At 72.0% G+C, this 19,817-nt stretch carries 15 protein-coding genes; 10 read left to right on the top strand and 5 right to left on the bottom strand.

Annotated features, from left to right (window positions below):
• From AC07DW_RS02935 to galE, 6 genes are all read left to right on the top strand, one after another.
• On the top strand, positions 1-3,551 hold a 3,551-nt coding region (locus AC07DW_RS02935), incomplete at its 5' end, for an Rne/Rng family ribonuclease (RefSeq protein ID WP_478855839.1).
• Positions 3,552-3,949: 398 nt separating this feature from the next.
• Positions 3,950-5,071 carry a DegT/DnrJ/EryC1/StrS family aminotransferase gene (locus AC07DW_RS02930; protein WP_478855838.1) on the top strand — a complete coding sequence of 374 codons (1,122 nt, stop codon included), beginning with the start codon at positions 3,950-3,952 and terminating at the stop codon, positions 5,069-5,071.
• The gene (locus tag AC07DW_RS02925) at positions 5,068-6,081 is read left to right on the top strand and encodes a Gfo/Idh/MocA family protein (protein WP_478855837.1); all 1,014 of its coding nucleotides are present in this window, start codon (positions 5,068-5,070) and stop codon (positions 6,079-6,081) included. Before AC07DW_RS02930 ends, AC07DW_RS02925 begins: the two co-directional genes overlap by 4 nt.
• Positions 6,078-7,706: a glycosyltransferase family 2 protein gene (locus AC07DW_RS02920; RefSeq protein WP_478855836.1), complete on the top strand. Its 1,629-nt coding sequence runs from the start codon at positions 6,078-6,080 to the stop codon at positions 7,704-7,706. The genes AC07DW_RS02925 and AC07DW_RS02920 overlap by 4 nt, the downstream gene beginning before the upstream one ends.
• Entirely contained in the window at positions 7,703-8,986 is a 1,284-nt protein-coding gene (locus tag AC07DW_RS02915; RefSeq protein ID WP_478855835.1) for a nucleotide sugar dehydrogenase, read from the top strand. The genes AC07DW_RS02920 and AC07DW_RS02915 overlap by 4 nt, the downstream gene beginning before the upstream one ends.
• 85 nt (positions 8,987-9,071) lie before the next feature.
• A complete protein-coding gene (gene galE / locus AC07DW_RS02910) occupies positions 9,072-10,040 on the top strand; it encodes a UDP-glucose 4-epimerase GalE (RefSeq protein WP_478855834.1) in 969 nt (322 codons plus the stop codon).
• Positions 10,041-10,098: 58 nt separating this feature from the next.
• Here galE and AC07DW_RS02905 read toward each other — a convergent pair whose 3' ends face one another.
• From AC07DW_RS02905 to AC07DW_RS02890, 4 genes are all read right to left on the bottom strand, one after another.
• A complete protein-coding gene (locus AC07DW_RS02905; RefSeq protein ID WP_478855833.1) occupies positions 10,099-12,231 on the bottom strand; it encodes a glycosyltransferase family protein in 2,133 nt (710 codons plus the stop codon).
• Entirely contained in the window at positions 12,228-13,601 is a 1,374-nt protein-coding gene (locus AC07DW_RS02900; protein ID WP_478856045.1) for a glycosyltransferase, read from the bottom strand. Before AC07DW_RS02900 ends, AC07DW_RS02905 begins: the two co-directional genes overlap by 4 nt.
• Before the next feature lie 113 nt (positions 13,602-13,714).
• A complete protein-coding gene (gene wecB, locus AC07DW_RS02895) occupies positions 13,715-14,818 on the bottom strand; it encodes a non-hydrolyzing UDP-N-acetylglucosamine 2-epimerase (protein WP_478855832.1) in 1,104 nt (367 codons plus the stop codon).
• Between the two features lie 204 nt (positions 14,819-15,022).
• A complete protein-coding gene (locus tag AC07DW_RS02890) occupies positions 15,023-15,397 on the bottom strand; it encodes a PIN domain-containing protein (RefSeq protein WP_478855831.1) in 375 nt (124 codons plus the stop codon).
• A 142-nt stretch (positions 15,398-15,539) separates the two neighbouring features.
• Here AC07DW_RS02890 and AC07DW_RS02885 point away from each other — a divergent pair, with 142 nt between their 5' ends.
• A complete protein-coding gene (locus AC07DW_RS02885; RefSeq protein WP_478855830.1) occupies positions 15,540-16,682 on the top strand; it encodes a PLL family lectin in 1,143 nt (380 codons plus the stop codon).
• Positions 16,683-16,743: 61 nt separating this feature from the next.
• Here AC07DW_RS02885 and AC07DW_RS02880 read toward each other — a convergent pair whose 3' ends face one another.
• On the bottom strand, positions 16,744-17,346 hold the full coding sequence (locus tag AC07DW_RS02880; RefSeq protein ID WP_478855829.1) for an acyltransferase: 603 nt from the start codon (positions 17,344-17,346) through the stop codon (positions 16,744-16,746).
• A gap of 299 nt (positions 17,347-17,645) precedes the next feature.
• Between AC07DW_RS02880 and rplU the strand changes: the two genes are divergently transcribed.
• The 3 genes from rplU (at position 17,646) to obgE (ending at position 19,802) form a co-directional block, all read left to right on the top strand.
• Positions 17,646-17,966 carry a 50S ribosomal protein L21 gene (gene rplU / locus AC07DW_RS02875; RefSeq protein WP_017944922.1) on the top strand — a complete coding sequence of 107 codons (321 nt, stop codon included), beginning with the start codon at positions 17,646-17,648 and terminating at the stop codon, positions 17,964-17,966.
• Between the two features lie 14 nt (positions 17,967-17,980).
• Positions 17,981-18,238 carry a 50S ribosomal protein L27 gene (gene rpmA, locus AC07DW_RS02870; RefSeq protein ID WP_189551448.1) on the top strand — a complete coding sequence of 86 codons (258 nt, stop codon included), beginning with the start codon at positions 17,981-17,983 and terminating at the stop codon, positions 18,236-18,238.
• 127 nt (positions 18,239-18,365) lie between these two features.
• Complete coding sequence (gene obgE / locus AC07DW_RS02865; protein ID WP_478855828.1) at positions 18,366-19,802, top strand: GTPase ObgE; 1,437 nt, start codon at positions 18,366-18,368, stop codon at positions 19,800-19,802.
• Positions 19,803-19,817 lie beyond the last annotated feature (15 nt).

Genomic DNA, 19,817 nt, shown 5'->3' with positions numbered 1-19,817 from the left:
CCCCGGTCGCCGAGGCGCCCGAGGCGGCTCCGGCCCGTACGCGTCGCCGCGCCACCCGTAAGGCGACCGCCCCGGCGGGTGCCCCGCAGGTCGCCGAGGCCCCCGCCGAGGAGCCCCAGGCCGCGCCCGCCGAGGCGCCGGCCGCCGACGCCACTGCCGACGAGCCCGAGGCCGAGGCCGCGCCGCGTCGTACGCGCCGCCGCGCCACCCGTAAGGCCACCGCGCCCGCCGGCGCCCCGCAGGCGGCGACGGAGACCCCGGCGGAGGACGAGGCCGCCACCGAGACGGGCGAGACCCTGCCGGCCGACACCGTCGCGCAGATCTCCTCCGACGACGCCGGGACCGAGGTCGCCGCCGCCGAGCAGGCCGCCACGCGCGGCCGTACGCGCCGCCGCGCCACCGCCCCGCAGTTCACGGCCGAGCCGTCCAAGAAGGCCGAGCAGTCCCGTGGCCGCCGTGCCGCGCGGCCCGCCGTGCCCGTCTTCCAGGCCCCGGTCTTCGCCGAGCCGATGTTCCAGACCCCGGAGACCGCTGCCGCCGCTGCCGCCGCAGAGGCCGCCGACGAGGAGGAGACCGCGGAGGTCGCCGAGGCGCCCGTCGTCGAGGTCGCCGCCGAGCAGCAGCCCGAGACCGGTGGCCGTCGCCGGCGCCGGCGCCGTGGCGAGTCCGCCGAGCCGGCCGTCGAGGTGGAGCCGGTGGTGCGCACGGCTCCCGAGCCCGAGGCCGAGGACGAGGAGCCCGAGGCCGAAGCCGAGGCGGAGGCCGCCGACGAGTACGGGGACCGCCCCTCGCGCCGCCGTCGTCGTGGTGGCCGCCGCCGCCGTCGTGGCGACGCCACCGAGGGGGAGGAGGCCGAAGAGGCCACCCGCGCCGAGGAGGGTGGCGCCGAGGACGAGGAGCAGGACGAGGAGCAGGACGAGGAGGCCGACGAGCACGAGGCCGGCACTCCGTCCGCCGCCGGTACCAGCAGCTCCCGCCGCCGCCGTCGCCGCCGCCGCCGCAGCGGTGACACGGGCGCCGAGCCGGAGCCGGCCGGCGAGGAGGACGGCGTCCGCACGGTCGTCAAGGTCCGCGAGCCGCGCCCCGCGCGGGAGAAGCCCGAGCCGTCCGACGAGGTGCAGTCCATCAAGGGCTCGACCCGCCTGGAGGCGAAGAAGCAGCGCCGCCGCGAGGGCCGCGAGCAGGGCCGCCGCCGGGTGCCGATCATCACCGAGGCGGAGTTCCTGGCGCGCCGCGAGGCCGTCGAGCGCGTGATGGTCGTCCGCCAGAGCGGCGAGCGCACCCAGATCGGCGTCCTCGAGGACAACGTGCTCGTCGAGCACTACGTCAACAAGGAGCAGGCCACCAGCTACGTCGGCAACGTCTACCTGGGCAAGGTGCAGAACGTCCTGCCGTCCATGGAGGCCGCGTTCGTCGACATCGGCAAGGGCCGCAACGCCGTCCTGTACGCCGGTGAGGTCAACTTCGAGGCACTCGGCATGGCCAACGGGCCGCGCCGTATCGAGACCGCGCTCAAGTCGGGCCAGTCCGTCCTGGTCCAGGTGACGAAGGACCCGATCGGCCACAAGGGCGCCCGTCTCACCAGCCAGGTCTCCCTGCCCGGCCGCTACCTGGTCTACGTGCCCGAGGGCTCGATGACGGGTATCAGCCGCAAGCTGCCCGACACCGAGCGGGCCCGGCTGAAGACCATCCTCAAGAAGATCGTCCCCGAGGACGCGGGCGTCATCGTGCGCACCGCCGCCGAGGGCGCGAGCGAGGACGAACTGCGCCGTGACGTCGAGCGTCTCCAGGCGCAGTGGGAGGACATCCAGAAGAAGGCGAAGAGCGGCAACGCCCCGACCCTTCTCTACGGTGAGCCCGACATGACCGTCCGGGTCGTCCGCGACATCTTCAACGAGGACTTCTCGAAGGTGATCGTCAGCGGCGACGAGGCGTGGAAGACGATCCACGGGTACGTGTCGCACGTCGCGCCCGACCTGGCGGACCGGCTCCAGCGCTGGACGTCGGAGACCGACGTCTTCGCGACGTACCGGATCGACGAGCAGCTGATGAAGGCGCTGGACCGCAAGGTCTGGCTGCCGTCCGGTGGTTCGCTGGTGATCGACAAGACCGAGGCGATGGTCGTGGTCGACGTCAACACCGGCAAGTTCACCGGCCAGGGCGGCAACCTGGAGGAGACCGTCACCAGGAACAACCTGGAGGCGGCCGAGGAGATCGTGCGCCAGCTGCGGCTGCGCGACCTGGGCGGCATCGTCGTCATCGACTTCATCGACATGGTGCTGGAGTCCAACCGGGACCTGGTGCTGCGGCGTCTGCTGGAGTGCCTGGGCCGGGACCGCACGAAGCACCAGGTCGCCGAGGTCACCTCGCTGGGCCTGGTCCAGATGACCCGCAAGCGGGTGGGCCAGGGCCTGCTGGAGTCCTTCTCCGAGACCTGCGTCCACTGCAACGGCCGTGGCGTCATCGTGCACATGGAGCAGCCGACCACCACCGGTGGCGGCGGCAACGGCGGCAAGCGGTCCAAGAAGCGTGGCCGGGCCGCCGAGGCGGAGCCGGAGACGGCCGGCGCCGAGTCGGAGACCGAGACCGGGATCGAGACGGAGACCGAGACGGAGACCGAGGCCGAACTCGCGGCCGAGGTCGCCGCCCCGGTGGCGGTCGAGGAGCCGTTCCGTCCGGACGAGGAGCTGTACTCCAGCGTCGCGGAGGCCGAGGCGGCCGCGGGCCGTGGCCGTTCGCGTCGCCGGGCGTCCCGCAAGGCGACGGCTCCGGCCGGTGCGCCGAAGGCCGCCGTGGAGCCCGAGCCGGTCCTGGGCGTCGCCGAAGTGGCCCCGGAGGCCATCGAGGTGGAGGCGCTCCCGGCGCTCGCCACCGCGGCCGAGGAGACGACCGCCCCGGAGGCGGCTCCCGCCCCCGAGGCGCCGCAGGGCCGTACCCGTCGGCGCGCCACCCGTAAGGCGTCCGCCCCGGCGGGCCCGCCGAAGCCGGTGGTGGCCGAGGAGCCCGCGCCGGTCCGGCCGGAGCCGGTCGAGGCCGCGCTGGTCGAGGCCGAGCAGGCCGAGGAGCCGCGCCCCGAGCCGGTCCAGGAGCAGCAGCCGGCCGCCGAGGAGGCCCCCGTGGCCGCCCCGCCGCGTGCGCGGCGCCGCGTGGTCCGCAAGGTCACCGCTCCGGCGGCTTCCCCGGCGGGTGCCGCGGAAGCCGCGGTCATCGTCGTGAGCAGCGGCTCGACGGCGGAGCCCAAGGCGGACGAGGCACCGGAGCCGAAGGCGGCGGAGGCCACGGCCGACGACGCCCCGGCCGCCGAGGCCGAGGCACCGGAGGCGGAGGCCGCCGAGGCCGAGGCCCCGGCGAAGAAGACCGCGGCGCGCAAGACCGCCAAGAAGGCCCCGGCGAAGAAGGCCGCCGCCAAGAAGACGGTCGCCAAGAAGACGACCGCGGCGAAGAAGACGACGGCCAAGAAGACGGCCACCAAGTCGGCGACGACGAAGGCGGCCAAGACGGCGAAGGCCACCAAGTCGGCCGCGAAGGAGACCGCTCCGGCCGAGCAGTAGCCACGCGGGGCCCCGGTTCGACGTGACAGCGCTCACGGCGAACCGGGGCGGCCCGGCCGCCGAACAGTTGGTGATCGCCGAATGAACGTCCCACGTGACGACCCGGATTCACCCGGGCCCGCTGCGGGCTTTTGTTTCGGAATCGATGCCTCCAACGGTTAACGGCCCCGAAATTGACCAGGAAATTCCTGATAATGTGACGCCGGTCGCTGCCGTGGGCGGGCCCCGCCCGAAGACTACGGTCGGTGACCGACCCGGTTCCGGGACAGACCGGTCCCAGCATTCCTCGGTAGGGCGTCGGCATCGCGCCGGAGGGGTAAGCGCGGCCTTGTCAGCCTCCGCAACACCCTTCAGACCTCTGCCACAAAGAGCTCTTGCGGTGTTCAAGGAGGACGTCCATGCCGAGCATCAACGAGCAGCCCATCCCCGCTGCCCGCCCGGTCATCGGTGAAGAAGAGATCGAGGCCGCCGTACGCGTACTGCGCACCGGCCGCGTCGTACAGGGCCCCGAAGTGGCCGCCTTCGAGGAGGGATTCTCCGAGCTGGTCGACGGGCGCCACTGCGTCGCCGTCAACTCCGGTACGTCGGCGCTGCACCTCCTTCTGATGGCGCTGAACATCGGCCCGGGTGACGAGGTGATCGTCCCGTCCTTCTCGTTCGCCGCCTCGGCGAACGCGGTCCGCCTGGTGGGCGCCGACGTCGTCTTCGTCGACATCGAGGCCGACAGCTTCAACATCGACCCGGCCGCGGTCGAGGCCGCGATCACCCCGCGCACCGCCGCGATCATGCCGGTCCACATCTACGGCAACCCGGCCGCCATGGACAAGATCATGGCCATCGCGGGGAAGCACAAGCTCGCCGTCGTCGAGGACGCCTGCCAGGCGCACGCCGCTGCCCTGAACGGCACCCCGGTCGGCGCGTTCGGCTCCGGCGGCACGTTCAGCTTCTACCCGACGAAGAACATGCACTCCCTCGAGGGCGGCATGATCTCCACCGCCGACGCCGAGACGGCCCGCACCCTGCGCCTGCTGCGCAACCAGGGCATGGAGCAGCGGTACGCCAACGAGATCGTCGGCGCCAACATGCGCATGACCGACGTCGCCGCCGCCGTCGGCCGCGTCCAGCTGGCCAAGCTGCACGGCTGGACCGAGACGCGCATCGCCAACGCCGCGTACCTCAGCGAGCACATCACCGCGCCGAACGTCGTCACGCCGATCGTCGCCGAGGGCGCGCGCCACATCTACCACCAGTACACGATCCGCGTGCGGGGCGGTGACCGCGACGCCGCGATGGCGAAGCTCACCGAGGCCGGCATCGGCAACGCCGTGTACTACCCGACCCCCATCCACCGGCTGAAGCCGTACTGGGAGCCGGACCAGAAGGCCGGCCGGAACTGGGACCTGCCCGAGACGGAGAAGGCCGCCGCCGAGGTCGTCTCGCTGCCCGTGCACCCCTCGCTGAGCCGACACGACCTTGAGCGCATCGTCACCGCCGTGAACGCGCTGGGAGAGAACCTGTGACTGCTGCTGGACTGCGGGCCGGTCTGATCGGCCTCGGCTCGATGGGACGCCACCACGCCCGCGTACTGGCCGGGCTGGACGGTGTGACCCTCGTCGGCGTCGTCGACCCGATGGGCGACAAGAACGGCTGGGCCCAGGGCGCACCCGTCCTGTCCACCGTCGAGGAACTGATCTCGCTGGGCATCGACTACGCGGTCGTCGCCTGCCCGACCGCGCTGCACGAGGAAGTCGGCCTGAAGCTGGCCGACGCCGGTGTGCACGCGCTGATCGAGAAGCCGGTCGCCGACACCGTCGACGGCGCCCGCCGCCTGGTCGAGGCGTTCGAGTCGCGGAGCCTGGTGGCCGGCGTCGGCCACATCGAGCGCTGCAACCCGGCGCTGCGCAGCCTCCGCTCGCGCCTGGAGGCCGGCGAGCTGGGCGACGTCTACCAGGTCGTCACCCGCCGGCAGGGCCCCTTCCCGCACCGGATCGCGGACGTCGGCGTGGTCAAGGACCTCGCGACCCACGACATCGACCTGACGGGCTGGGTCACCGGCCAGCAGTACACGTCGATCGCCGCGCACACGGTGTCCAAGTCGGGCCGCCCGCACGAGGACATGGTCTCCGCCGTCGGCCAGCTCACCGACGGCACGATGGTCAACCACCTGGTCAACTGGCTGAGCCCGCTGAAGGAACGCTTCACGTCGGTCACCGGCGAGAAGGGCTGCTTCATCGCCGACACCCTCACCGCCGACCTCACGTTCTACTCCAACGCCGCGATCGCCACCGAGTGGGAGGCGCTGCGCGCGTTCCGCGGGGTGTCCGAGGGCGACATGATCCGCTACGCCATCCCGAAGCGCGAGCCGCTCCTCGTCGAGCACGAGCTGTTCCGGGACGCCGTCCTCGGCAAGTCGGACGACATCTGCACGCTGCGCCAGGGTCTGCGTACGGTGGAGGTGGCCGCGGCCGTCATCGACTCCGCCGACCGCGGTGTCACCGTGCGGCTCACCCCGGAGGACGTGGCCAGTTGACCACACCCGATGTCACCGTCGTGGTAGCCGTGTACAACACGATGCCGTACCTCACCGAGTGCCTGAACTCGCTGGTGGGGCAGAGCATCGGGCTGGACCGGCTCGAGGTCGTGGCCGTCGACGACGGCTCGACCGACGACAGTGGCCGGGAACTGGACCGCTTCGCGGAGAAGTACCCGAACACTGTCAAGGTGATCCATCAGGCCAACTCCGGCGGCCCGGCTGCTCCCAGCAACCGGGCCCTGGAGCTGGCCACCGGTCGTTACGTGTACTTCATCGGGTCCGACGACTACCTGGGCAAGGAAGCCCTCGCCCGGATGGTGGCCTGTGCCGACGAGCACGGCTCCGACGTCGTCGTCGGCAAGATGGTGGGCACCAACGGCCGTTACGTCCACCAGGCGCTCTACAAGAAGAGCGACCCGGACGTCTCGCTGTACGAGTCGGCCCTGCCGTTCACGCTGGCCAACACCAAGCTCTTCCGCCGCGAGCTGGTGGAGAAGTACGGCCTGCGCTTCCCCGAGGACCTGCCGGTCGGCTCCGACCAGCCGTTCACCCTGGAGGCGTGCGTACGGGCCGGGAAGATCTCGGTCCTGGCGGACTACACGTTCTACTACGCCGTCAAGCGCGGCGACGCCAGCAACATCACGTACCGGGCGAACCACCTGTCCCGGCTGCGCTGCACCGAGCGGATCATGCACTTCGCCGCCTCGCTGATCGAGGCCGGCCCGAAGCGAGACGCGGTCCTCAAACGCCACTTCACCTGGGAGCTCGCCAAGCTCGTCCAGGACGACTTCCCGGCCCTGGACGCGGTGACGCGCACCGAGGTGTGCGCGGGCATCGCGAAGCTGGCGGACGCGTACTTCACCGACGAGCTGCGCGACTCCATGGACGTCAAGCGGCGGGTGCGGATATGCCTGGCCCGGCGCGGCGCGGTCGACCTGCTCGTGAAGGCCATCGAGGACGAGGCCGCGCACGGGTCGCCGCCGCTGCTGCTGGAGGACGGCCGGGCGTACGTCCGGTACCCCGGCTTCCGCGACCCGGCGGTGGGGCTGCCCGACCGCGTGTACGAGGTGATCGGCGAGTCCGTCCCCGGCCGGCTGGCCGAGGGCGCGTCGCTGGTGTCGGCCGAGTGGGACCAGAACGGCGACGACATGGCCGTCGACCTGGCCGTACGGCTCGGGCTGACCGGCGAGACCGGCTCCGCCGTCGTGAGGCTCGCCACCAGGGCCATGCCGAAGAGCGCCGACAAGCCGGGCGCCCGCCGGCTCCCCGTAGGACACGAACTGCCCGAGCCGGTGGGGGAGTTCACCCGCAAGCCGACCGAGGACGGCGAGGGCACCCTGCTGACCGCCCGTATCCCGGTCACCCCGAAGAGCGCCAAGCTCGGCGTGCGCGTGTACGCCGACGTGGCAGGCTCGACGTACGAGGTCCCCGTGCCGGTCCGCGGCAGGCCGCTGCCCCTGGCCCGGCGCTGGCGGGAGAGGATCCCGTACCGGATCTCCGCCAACGCCAACCCCAAGGGGCGGCTGGTGATCACCACGGCTCCGCTCTGGGAGCCCTCGCTCGGCGTGGGCAAGCGACTGCGTCAACTGATGTCCCGTGTGAAGAGGAAACTGACCCGATGAATATCTGTGTAGTCGCGCTCGGCAAGATCGGCCTGCCGCTCGCCGTGCAGTTCGCCGCCAAGGGCCACAAGGTCATCGGCGCCGACGTCAACGAGAAGGTCGTCGAGCTGGTCAACGCCGGCACCGAGCCCTTCCCCGGCGAGCACGACCTCGACCGGCTGCTGAAGCAGACCGTCGACGCCGGTCTGCTGTCCGCGACCACCGACACCGCGGCCGCCGTCGCCCAGTCCGAGGCCGTCGTGGTCGTCGTCCCGCTGTTCGTGGACGCCGAGGGCACTCCGGACTTCGGGTGGATGGACTCCGCCACCAAGGCCATCGCCAAGGGCCTCAAGCCGGGCACCCTGGTCTCCTACGAGACCACCCTCCCGGTCGGCACCACCCGCACCCGCTGGGCGCCGATGCTGGAGCAGGGCTCCGGTCTCAAGGCGGGCGAGGACTTCCACCTGGTCTTCTCCCCGGAGCGCGTCCTCACCGGCCGGGTCTTCGCCGACCTGCGCCGCTACCCCAAGCTCGTCGGCGGCATTGACGAGGCATCGGCGAAGCACGGCGTCGAGTTCTACGAGCAGGTCCTCGACTTCGACGAGCGCGACGACCTGCCGCGCGCCAACGGCGTGTGGGACCTGGGCACCGCCGAGGCGTCCGAGCTCGCCAAGCTGGCCGAGACCACGTACCGCGACGTCAACATCGGCCTGGCCAACCAGTTCGCCCGGTTCGCCGACCAGCAGGGCATCGACGTCCTGAAGGTCATCGAGGCCTGCAACTCGCAGCCCTACAGCCACATCCACCAGCCGGGCATCGCCGTCGGCGGCCACTGCATCCCGATCTACCCGCGGATGTACCTGTGGAACGACCCGGAGGCCACCGTCGTGCGCTCGGCCCGCGAGGCCAACGCCGCGATGCCCGAGTACGCCGTCGACCTGCTGGCCGCCGCCTACGGCGACCTGAAGGACGTGGGCGTGCTCGTGCTGGGCGCCGCCTACCGCGGCGGCGTCAAGGAGACCGCGTTCTCCGGCGTGTTCGGCACCGTCGAGGCCCTCAAGGCCCGCGGCGCCGTCCCGTACGTCTCCGACCCGATGTACACGGCCGAGGAGCTGGCCGCGCACGGCCTCACCCCCCACCAGGGCGAGAAGGTCACCGCCGCGGTCCTCCAGGCCGACCACGCCGAGTACAAGGAGCTGGCCGCCTCCGACCTGCCGGACGTCACCGTCCTGGTCGACGGCCGCCGCACCACGGACCCGGCCCGCTGGGAAGGCGTCCGCCGCGTCGTCATCGGCGGCTGACCCCCGCGGCCGATCCCGTACACAACGAACAGTGGCCCTGCCCCGCGCACGTGCGGGGCAGGGCCGGCTCGCAGAGGGTTTACCCATGACCTGGTTGATTACTGGCGGCGCCGGATTCATCGGCTCCCACGTGGTGAAGGCGATGGCCGCCGGCGGCGAGCGGATCGTCGTCCTGGACGACCTGAGCACCGGCCGGCCTGAACGGCTCCCCGCCGGCGTGCCCCTGGAGGTCGGCACCGTCCTGGACCGGGACGCCGTCGACCGCGTCCTGCGGGAGCACGCCGTCACCGGCATCGTGCACATCGCGGGCAAGAAGCAGGTCGCCGAGTCGGTCGCCAAGCCGTTGCACTACTACCGCGAGAACGTCGAGGGCCTCCGCACGCTCCTGGAGGGCGCCGTCGAGGCAGGCGTGACCCGGTTCCTGTTCTCGTCCTCCGCGGCCGTGTACGGAATGCCCGACGTGGACCTGGTCACCGAGACCACGCCGTGCGCGCCCATCAACCCGTACGGCGAGACCAAGCTGGCCGGCGAGTGGCTGGTCACGGCGACGGGGCGGACCCACGGCATGGCGACCGCGTCGCTGCGGTACTTCAACGTGGCGGGCGCCGCCTCGCCCGAACTGGGCGACGACGGCGTCTTCAACCTCGTACCGATGGTCTTCGAACGCCTCACGGCGGGCGCGCGGCCACTGGTCTTCGGCGACGACTACCCGACGCCCGACGGCACCTGCATCCGCGACTACATCCACGTCGAGGACATCGCCTCCGCGCACGTCGCCGCCGCCCGCCGGCTGGTCGCCGACCCCGAGGCGTCGCTGGTCCTGAACATCGGGCGCGGCGAGGGCGTCTCCGTCACGGAGATGGTCGGCATCATCCAGGACGTCACCGGCCGCACCGACGTCGAGCCGCTCGTCACCGACCGCCGCCCCGGCGACCCCGCCCGGGTGGTGGCCGCCGCCGACCGCATCCGCGAGGAACTGGGCTGGAGCGCCCGCCACGGGGTGCGGGAGATGGTCGAGTCCGCGTGGGCGGGCTGGCGGCTGCGCCACCCGTAGACACCGCCGCCAACGGACAAGGGCCCCGGGATCGCTCCCGGGGCCCTTTCTCCTCTGCCTAATCCTCGCCGAGGAACAGCTTGTCGAAAGCCTTGCTCACGACCGGCCAGTCCCACGTCGACAGCGCGTACTCCGACGCCAGCTTCCCGGCGTTCTGCCACGCCTCCTCGGTCGCCGTGGTCTCCAGGATCCGCCTCGCGGCCTCCTCCGTGGAGCCGACGACCCAGCCCTCCGGGTACAGGGTGCGGGCGCTGTTGGGCTTGCCCGCGTAGAACGGCCAGTCACGGGCGACCGGGACGGCGGCGCTCGCCGCGCCCTCCATCAGACCCACGTGGCAGCCCTCCCGTACCGACGAGGACAGGATCACACCGATGTCGGTGAGCGCCGACGGCACGTCGTCGGTCGGGCCGAGCTTCAGCACGACGCCCTGCTCGATCAGCGGGGCGATCTCCTTGTCGAACTGGCGCCGGTAGTCCCGGGTGGCCCGGCTGGTCTTCGGGTTCATGTCGCCGCCCACCAGCAGCAGCCGGTACCGCTCGTCGTGCTCCCGCACCCTGCGCAGCACGTCCACGGCCCACATCGGGTCCTTGGCGACCTGGCTGATGCCCACCAGACCCAGGTTGAAGCGGGCGTCGGCCGGCTTCGGGCGGGCGAAGCCCGACAGGTCCATGGCGTTGTCGACGAGGTGCGCCCGCGGCGCGCTGTCGCCGCGCAGCATCGGCACCAGCGACTCGACGAGGTCCTTCACGTGCGGAGCGACGTAGATCAGGTCGTCGACCCGCGAGAAGTCCGTCATGTGCGGCCAGCGCGTGAACGCCTCGTAGCTGTGCAGCCGGACCACGATCCGGGTGTCGCCCGGGTCGATCGTCGTCAGCATCGCCGCCGGGCCCACCGACCAGTCCAGGAAGACGGTGTCCGCCCAGTCCAGGTACGGGCGCATCAGCCGCTCGACTTCCTCCTGGTAGGTGCTGGTGCCGCCGGCGAGACGGTCCTCCAGCACCCGGCGGCCCGCCCACGCGATCCGCTTGAGCGCCTTCTGCGCCGCGAGGTCCAGGTACCGCAGCTCCACGCCCTCGTGGTTGCCGTACCGGTCCAGGATGTGGTGCAGGAAGTTGTCGTTGGCGCTGGTGGTGACCAGCAGCCGCAGCGGACGGTCCTTGGGCGCCGGGGCCGCCGGGGTCCTGCGCCCCTGCGGGCGCTTAATGACGTCCATGACCTTGGAGCGGTACAGCGGTTCGACGAAGCCCTGCGCGTCCTTGGCCAGCGGCGACGACAGCTGGTCGATGTGCAGCACCCGGTGGAAGCCCAGGAACAGCGCACGGTCCAGCGCGAACGACGCCTTCTCGTGGTCGCCCTCGGCGAACTGGGCGTCGGCGTGCGCCAGCTGGGCGGCGACCGCCTTGTCCAGGTCGCGCGGGTTCAGCCCCTTGCCGAGCTCCTTCATCACGGCCTCGTCCAGCAGCTGCGCCTTGAGCCCCAGGTCGGGGATCTTCGACGCGGCGGCGGCGAGCGCCAGGGCGGCGCCACTGGTGCGGCCCGCCCACTGCATGCCCTCGGCCACGTACCGGGAGGTCGCGATGCGCACCTTGGGCGGTACGCCGGGCGCCGTGACGGCCGTGCGCCACATACGGGCGCCGACCGTGGAGCGCATCACGGGACGGGCGGTGGCGTGCCGCATGACGGTGGCGGGCAGGCCGTCCACCGAGCGGCGGACGTTCTGCTTCACGACGTCCATCGGCGGCAGGACGCCCCGGCCGCCGGTGGTGCCCTTCGCCTTGACCCGGTCGACGGCCTTGAGGGCCGGCGCCAGCCCGAAGTGGGCCTCCTCGACGCGGTAGTACTGCGACAGGCGCCACACGGTGTAGACGGCGCCGGCGTCGAGCGCCACCAGGACGTCGGCCTTGCGGGCCAGCCGGCGCAGCACGCTGTCCCGCTCCGCCTGCATCCACACCTTCATGCCGCCCGGCGCCATACGGGCCTTGCGGCGCAGCGCCGTGCTGCGGAAGTTGAGGTTGCGGGGGAGCTGGTGGGTGCCGTCCAGCTCCATGGCGGCGAGCTCCTCGGCCACCGGGTCGAACGGGAACGTACCGGCGAGGTACGTCGTGGCCCCGGCGGCGCGGAACTTGCGCACCGAGTCGGCGAACACGCCCAGCTGGGGCCGGACGCTGGCGATGAACAGGACGTTGGTCACAGGGACGGCCCTCCGGCGACGATCTGGTTCTCGGCGAGGGCGGCGTCCGCGGTGTCGGTGTGCTGTGCCCCGAGGGCGGTGTGGTCGTCGATCAGCTGCTTCACGGCGGCGGTCATCAGCGCCTCGCGGGTGAACTGGTCGGCGTGCGCCATGGCTTCGGCGTGGACCTCGTCGCTCGTCTCCACCGCCATGTGCGCGGCCTTGATGAACGATTCGGTCAGGCCCTCCTCGTCGATGCCGACGGCCCCCGTCCACAGCGGGTGGCCCCGCAGCACGTTGGAGGCGTCGTGCTCGACGACGTGCGCCGAGACGATCGGCAGGCCGGTCGCCATGTACTCGTACACCTTGCCGGAGGTGACGTAACGGCCGCCGATGAGGATGAGGACCATCGCGTCCCAGCGGGCGTAGATGGACGCCACCTCGGCCTTGGCGGCGGGGCCGCCGAAGCGCACGCCGTCGACCTCGGCCTGCTTGAGGACCTCGGCGTGTCGGTTGGCCTCGCGGCCGGAGCCGTTGCCGATGTGGCCGCGCACCTCGAAGGTGGCGTTGGCCAGCAGCGGCTCCCTCTCGCGGGCGGCGCGCCAGGCGTTCAGCACGGTCTCCAGGTGCGGGACCGTGAAGTTGACGGTGCCGAGGTAGCCGAACGCCAGGCCCGCCTCGGGGTTGGCGCGGTGCGCCTTGCCGGGGGAACTGTCGGCGTCGTAGCCGTTGCGCACGACGTGGACGCGGTCGGCGAAGTCGGGGTAGCGGGTGCGGTAGTGCTCCGCGATCGGGTCGTTGACGACCCACAGGGAGAGCGCGTTGTCGAGGATCCGCTGCTCCCAGACGCCCTCGGCGGAGTCGCGGGCGAACGCCTCGACGCCGTCGATGACGTCGATGGACCAGCCGTCGCGGAAGTCCACGGCGTACGGGACCTTCGCCTCCTCCCACAGCTTCCACGCGGCGGCGAGGTTGACGTAGGGGACGCAGCTGGCGAGCAGCAGGTCGGCCGGGTGCTCGCCGTGGACGCGGAGGACGGCCTTCTCCAGATCCTCGCGCCACTCACCGAAGTTGGGCTCGGGGAACGGTTCCATCTGCCGCCGGCGCAGCCGCGTGACCCACCCGTTCGGGTTGAGGGCACGCTCCTCGCTGTACAGACGGATGTCCGTCTCCAGGTCCTCCCGCACCAACGGCAGTTCGACGATCCTGATCTTCGGGTCGACCTGCTCCAGCAGGGTGAGGTCGACGCCGGAGTCCCTTTCCCACGACTCCTGCGCGATGGTGACGACGGTGACGTCCCAGCCCTGGTTGATGAACTGGTTCGCGGTCTCGCGCATGCGGTACGCGCAGCTCTTGGCCGCTGGCGGGAAACCGATGGCGAGGTAGATCACATGGGGCCGCTTGCCTGTCGCGGGCAGCCCGGACCTGGGAGACGCTGACATAACCGGTGACGCTAGCACGGTGACATGTACGGATAAGTGCCTCGTGAGAGGCCCTGTTCCGGTCACGCGTGCCGGCTGCCTCCCTTCCACTCTTCCATGATCCGGACAACGTTCTGGGCGGCCCGTCCGTCGCCGTACGGGGTGCCGGGGTCGGCCGTGGGCACCGCGCGGGTCACCGTGGCGGCCCACTCGCCGGCGGACAGCGTGTGCGGGTCGGGAACAAGGACGTTCCAACCCGTGTCCACGGTTTCCACCCACTCCGTCTCGGGGCGGATGGTGGTGGTGATGCGCTCCAGCAGGAACGCTTCCTTCTGCAGGCCGCCCGAGTCGGTGACCACACCGGCCGAGGCCAGTACGGCGGCGACCAGACCGGCGTACGGCAGCGGCCGGCCGACGTGCACGGAACCGGTGTTGAGCTCGATCCCGTGCTCCTGGGCGCGGGCCACCAGGCGCGGGTGGGCGAGCAGCGCGACGGGGAGCGGCAGACCGGCCAGCGAGTCGATGATCGCGCGCAGGCGCTCCGGGTCGTCGGTGTTGTCCGGCCGGTGCAGCGTGGCCAGCAGGAACGGCTGCGACGGGTCGATGCCCTCCGGCAGCACCGGCGCGGGGTGCTTGCCGGCCAGGACGTCGTCCCGGATCTTCAGGCAGATGTCCACCATCACGTCACCGGCCAGCACGGCGCGGTCCTTCAGGCCCTCGTCGGCGAGGTGGCGCATGGCCTCCTCGGTCGGGGCGAGCAGGACGTCGGCGCAGTGGTCGGTCAGGACGCGGTTGTGCTCCTCCGGCATGCGCCGGTTGAAGGAGCGCAGACCCGCCTCCAGGTGGGCGACCGGCAGGTGCATCTTCACGGCCGAAAGGGCACCGGCGATGGTCGAGTTGGTGTCGCCGTAGACCAGGACCCAGTCCGGCTTCTCGCGCTCCAGGACCGGGTCGAGCGCCGAGAGCACGGCACCGGTCTGGACGCCGTGGCTGCCGGAGCCGACGCCCAGGTGGACGTCCGGGTCAGGGATGCCGAGGCCGTCGAAGAAGACGTCGGAGAGGTCGGCGTCGTAGTGCTGCCCGGTGTGCACGATGAAGTGCTCGTGCTCCGTCCCGGCGAACGCGGCCGCGATCGGAGCGAGCTTCACCAATTGGGGACGTGCGCCGACGATGCTGATGACTTTCACTGAGCACTCTTCTTCTACTGGGACAGGTCGATGAGGGAGGCGTGCCGTGCCATCGTAGGCAATGGCCGGGATGACCAGGCCCGCGGCCGGAGCAAGGGCCGGAAACCGGGGGTCCGACGACCATGGTCAGAAGGCGCTCGGGCCCGGTGATCGGCCGGGATAACGATTCCATGAACAGTTGACGGCGGGGTTTCGGCGCGGTTCTCAGGGCCGTACGGACCGGGGGCCGAGGCACTCGGCGCCGTGCGCCGCCACGCGCCGGCGCAGCTCGCGGTCCGCCGTCACCACGACGCAGCCGCGCCCCGCCGCGGCGGCCTCGCCGGCCAGCTCCACGATCCGGTCGTCGCCGCTGCCCGGCGCCGCGTCGACCCGCACCCCGGGCACCGGCTCCACGCCCCGGGCCCGCCCCTCGACCACGAGCACGACGTCCAGCGGGCCGGGATGCCCGGCCACCCCTCCGGTGGCACGGGGGACGAGCAGGTCACGCAGCCGCTCGGCGGCGCCGCGGCGGTCCCGCCACCAGCCGTCCGGCACCGATCCGACGACGTTCGCGGCGTCGACGACGAGAAGAGTGAGCACGGTACGAAGCGTCCCACGCGGACCCGCCGGATGGGCCTTTCGGGGGACCGGGGAACACGTGCCGGAATGCTATCGTCGCGCAAGCTCGGGGGAGCTGCGCGTGAACGGGTCGAACTGGTCAGGGGAAGGTCGGCGGTGAGCCATGGCGGTGTGGTCCGCGCGGAGATCCAGGCGTTCTGCGGACGCCCCGTCGCGCCCTGGCGCCGCCCCGGGCGGCAGCCCCCTGCCCGACGCCTCCCTCCCGGCCACCACCGACTGGCTGGTGCGCGGTAAGGACGGCCGCCTCACGGCGTACGCCCCGGTCGAGGGCGCCGTACTGCGCTGGACCGAGCGGCACCCCGGCGGACCCGGGTGGACCGGCCCCGAGACGCTCCCGGCGCCCGGCATCGGCCCGCACCTCTCCATAGCCCAGGGCGCCGACGGGTACGTCCACCTGGTGGCGCTGCGCCGTACCCGCCTCGCGGACGGCACCCCCGCCACCGACGTCGTCTTCGCGCTCCAGTACCAGTCCGGCCTGGCCGTGCGCGACTGGGCGGTGGTGGGCAACCCGTACCCGAACGACCCGGAGCTCGCCGGGCGGATCGGCCCGCCCGCGGCCGTCATCGACTCCGAGGGCTCGCTGCACGTCTTCGTGCGCAACGTGGGCGGCGGGATCAGCGGGCGGTCCTCGGTGCCGTCGGGCAAGTGGAACAAGTGGGCCGACCTCAAGGGCAGCGGGATCACCGGACCCATCCGGGCGTCGATCACCTCCGACGGTCTGATGGAGCTGGTGGCGCCCGCGGAGGACCACCTCCTGCGCTGGACGCAGGAGAGCAAGGGCGTGAAGTTCCAGCGGGCCGAGGACGTCCCGGCCCGCCCCGTCGCGGACTCGCTGTCCTCGGAGCGCACCGGCCCCGGGCGCCTCACCCACTTCTGGCAGGACGCCGACGACGGCACGGTCCGGGCCTGGCGCCCGTCCGACAAGGCCCCGTCCGTCCTCGGCACCGGCGCGGGCACCGGTCCGGTCGCCCTGCTCCGTACCGCGGTCGACGGACACGACTGCACGATCATGGCCCGCCGGGACGCCGCCACCGGGCGCCCCGCCCTCGCCGCCTACCCGACGGAGGACGAGCCGCTCGGCGCGACCTGGACGCTCACCGGCGACCCGTGCGTGGGCGCCCCGGCGCTGGCGCTCGACGGGCGCGGCCGGGTCGTCATGGCCGCCTTCGGCACGGACGGCACCCTGCGCGTCGCCCGCCAGAAGCCGGAGCCGGGCCTGGCGCTGGAGGCCTGGCAGCGGGTCTGAGCGCCGGCGCGGCGGCGCGAAGGGCCCCGGGGGAGTACCCCGGGGCCCTTCGGTCGTCCGGTCAGACGGCGCGCTCGGTCAGCGCGCCGTCCTTCTCCTCGTACAGCGCGCCGGTCTTCGGGCACTCCCACACGCCCGGCTCGCCGTCCCGCTCGACCAGCTTGACGCCGGCCCGGCCGACCCAGCCGACCTGCCGCGCCGGGACACCCACGACCAGCGCGAAGTCCGGGACGTCCTTGGTGACGACCGCGCCGGCCGCCACCATCGCCCAGCGGCCGATCTCCAGCGGCGCCACGCACACCGAGCGGGCGCCGATCGATGCGCCGTCGGCGATCCGCACGCCCACGGCCTCCCAGTCGCCGCCGCGCTTCTGCTTGAAGTCGGGGTCGACGGAGCGCGGGTTGTGGTCGTTGGTGAGGACGACGGCGGGGCCGACGAAGACACCGTCGCCGAGCTCGGCCGGCTCGTAGACCAGGGCGTAGTTCTGCAGCTTGCAGTTGTCGCCCATGCGCACGCCGGTGCCCACGTACGCGCCGCGGCCGATCACGCAGCCCTCGCCGAGCTTCGCTCCCTCGCGGATCTGCGCGAGCTCCCACACACTGCTCCCGGCGCCGATCTCGGCGTTGTCGGCGACCTGTGCGGTGGGCTGGACCCTGTAATTCACTGTGCTCTGCCTTCCGGCTCCCGGGATGCGTCTTCGCCCGGCGAGCATACGGCCACCGGCGCCGCGCCCGGCCGGGGCGGGCACCGCCCGGCCGGTTTGACCCCCCGGGGCTCGGCCCGTAACCTTGACCGTCGGCGTGTTTCCATGCGCGCCAACCCCTGAGCACCTCCCTTCCGGCAGGCCGGGCACGGCCCGCCGCTGGAAGAGGCCGTTCATCCCTCGTGGACAGTCACGGACCCGCCGGTCCGTGCGAACGGCTGGCATCAGGGGTTCCCGTTCCGAGCGAGAGAGAGATCCGCGTGTACGCCATCGTGCGCAGCGGTGGTCGCCAGCACAAGGTTGCTGTCGGCGACATCGTTGAGGTTGACAAGATTTCCACTGCCAAGGTTGGCGACACGGTCGAGCTCTCGACCCTGCTCGTTGTCGACGGCGACGCTGTGACCAGCGACCCGTGGGTGCTGGCCGGCATCAAGGTCCAGGCCGAGGTCGTGGACCACCACAAGGGCGCCAAGATCGACATCCTGCGCTACAAGAACAAGACCGGCTACCGCCGTCGTCAGGGCCACCGCCAGCAGTACACGGCGATCAAGGTCACGGCGATCCCCACGGCTGCGAAGTAAGGGACTGAGGAGACATGGCACACAAGAAGGGCGCATCGTCCACCCGGAACGGTCGCGACTCCAACGCTCAGCGGCTCGGCGTGAAGCGCTTCGGCGGTCAGGTCGTCAACGCCGGTGAGATCCTGGTCCGCCAGCGTGGCACCCACTTCCACCCCGGTACGGGCGTCGGCCGTGGTGGCGACGACACGCTGTTCGCGCTGCAGCCCGGTGCGGTGCAGTTCGGCACCTTCCGTGGCCGCAAGGTCGTGAACATCGTTCCGACCGCTGCCTGATCGGGCTGCTCGGTTCTTTGCGAGGGCGGACCTCACTTCCCGAACGTATTCGGGAAGCGGGTCCGCCCTTCGCGTGTTAACACGTAGACATTTCCGCACGTAACTGTCGTAACTGGAGGCACAGAACATGACCACCTTCGTGGACCGCGTCGAGCTGCATGTCGCCGCGGGTAACGGAGGCCACGGCTGTGCCTCCGTTCACCGTGAGAAGTTCAAGCCGCTCGGCGGCCCCGACGGGGGCAACGGCGGCCGGGGCGGTGACGTGATCCTGGTCGTCGACCAGTCCGTCACCACGCTCCTGGACTACCACCACTCGCCGCACCGCAAGGCCACCAACGGCAAGCCCGGCGAGGGCGGCAACCGGTCCGGCAAGGACGGGCAGGACCTGATCCTGCCGGTGCCGGACGGCACCGTCGTCCTCGACAAGAAGGGCAACGTGCTGGCCGACCTGGTCGGGCACGGCACGTCGTACGTCGCCGCCGAGGGCGGCCGCGGCGGCCTCGGCAACGCGGCGCTGGCCTCGGCCCGCCGCAAGGCGCCGGGCTTCGCCCTGCTCGGCGAGCCCGGGCGGTCCGGCGACATCGTCCTGGAGCTGAAGACCGTCGCGGACGTGGCGCTCGTGGGCTACCCCAGCGCCGGCAAGTCGTCGCTCATCTCGGTGCTGTCCGCCGCCAAGCCGAAGATCGCGGACTACCCCTTCACGACCCTGGTCCCGAACCTGGGCGTCGTCACCGCCGGCTCGACCGTCTACACCATCGCGGACGTCCCCGGCCTCATCCCGGGCGCCAGCCAGGGCCGCGGCCTGGGCCTGGAGTTCCTGCGCCACGTCGAGCGCTGCTCGGTGCTCGTCCACGTCCTGGACACCGCGACGCTGGAGTCCGACCGCGACCCGGTCACCGACCTGGACGTCATCGAGGAGGAGCTGAAGCAGTACGGCGGCCTCGACGACCGCCCCCGCATCGTCGTCCTCAACAAGATCGACATCCCGGACGGCAAGGACCTCGCGGAGATGATCCGCCCGGACCTGGAGGCGCGCGGCTACCGGGTCCTCGAGGTGTCGGCCGTCGCCCACATGGGCCTCAAGGAGCTGTCCTTCGCCCTGGCCGAGATCGTCGCCCAGGCGCGCGCGGCCAAGCCGAAGGAGGAGGCGACCCGGATCGTCATCCGTCCGAAGGCCGTGGACGACGCGGGCTTCACGGTCACGCTGGGGGAGGACGGCCTGTACCGCGTGCGCGGTGAGAAGCCGGAGCGCTGGGTGCGCCAGACGGACTTCAGCAACGACGAGGCCGTCGGCTACCTGGCGGACCGCCTCAACCGCCTCGGCGTCGAGGACCAGCTGATGAAGGCCGGGGCTCGCGCGGGCGACGGCGTCGCCATCGGCCCCGAGGAGGACGCGGTCGTCTTCGACTGGGAGCCCACGATGATGGCGGGCGCGGAGATGCTCGGCCGCCGGGGCGAGGACCACCGTATGGAGGCCCCCCGCCCGGCCGCGCAGCGCCGCAAGGACCGCCAGGCGGAGCGGGACGACGCGGACCGCGAGTTCGACGGCTTCGACCCGTTCTGATCCCCGCCGCCCGGC

The organism is Streptomyces sp. NPDC045701 (assembly GCF_056432045.1).
Note: the sequence above shows the minus strand (reverse complement) of the source record. Positions and strands in the feature narration are given on the sequence as shown.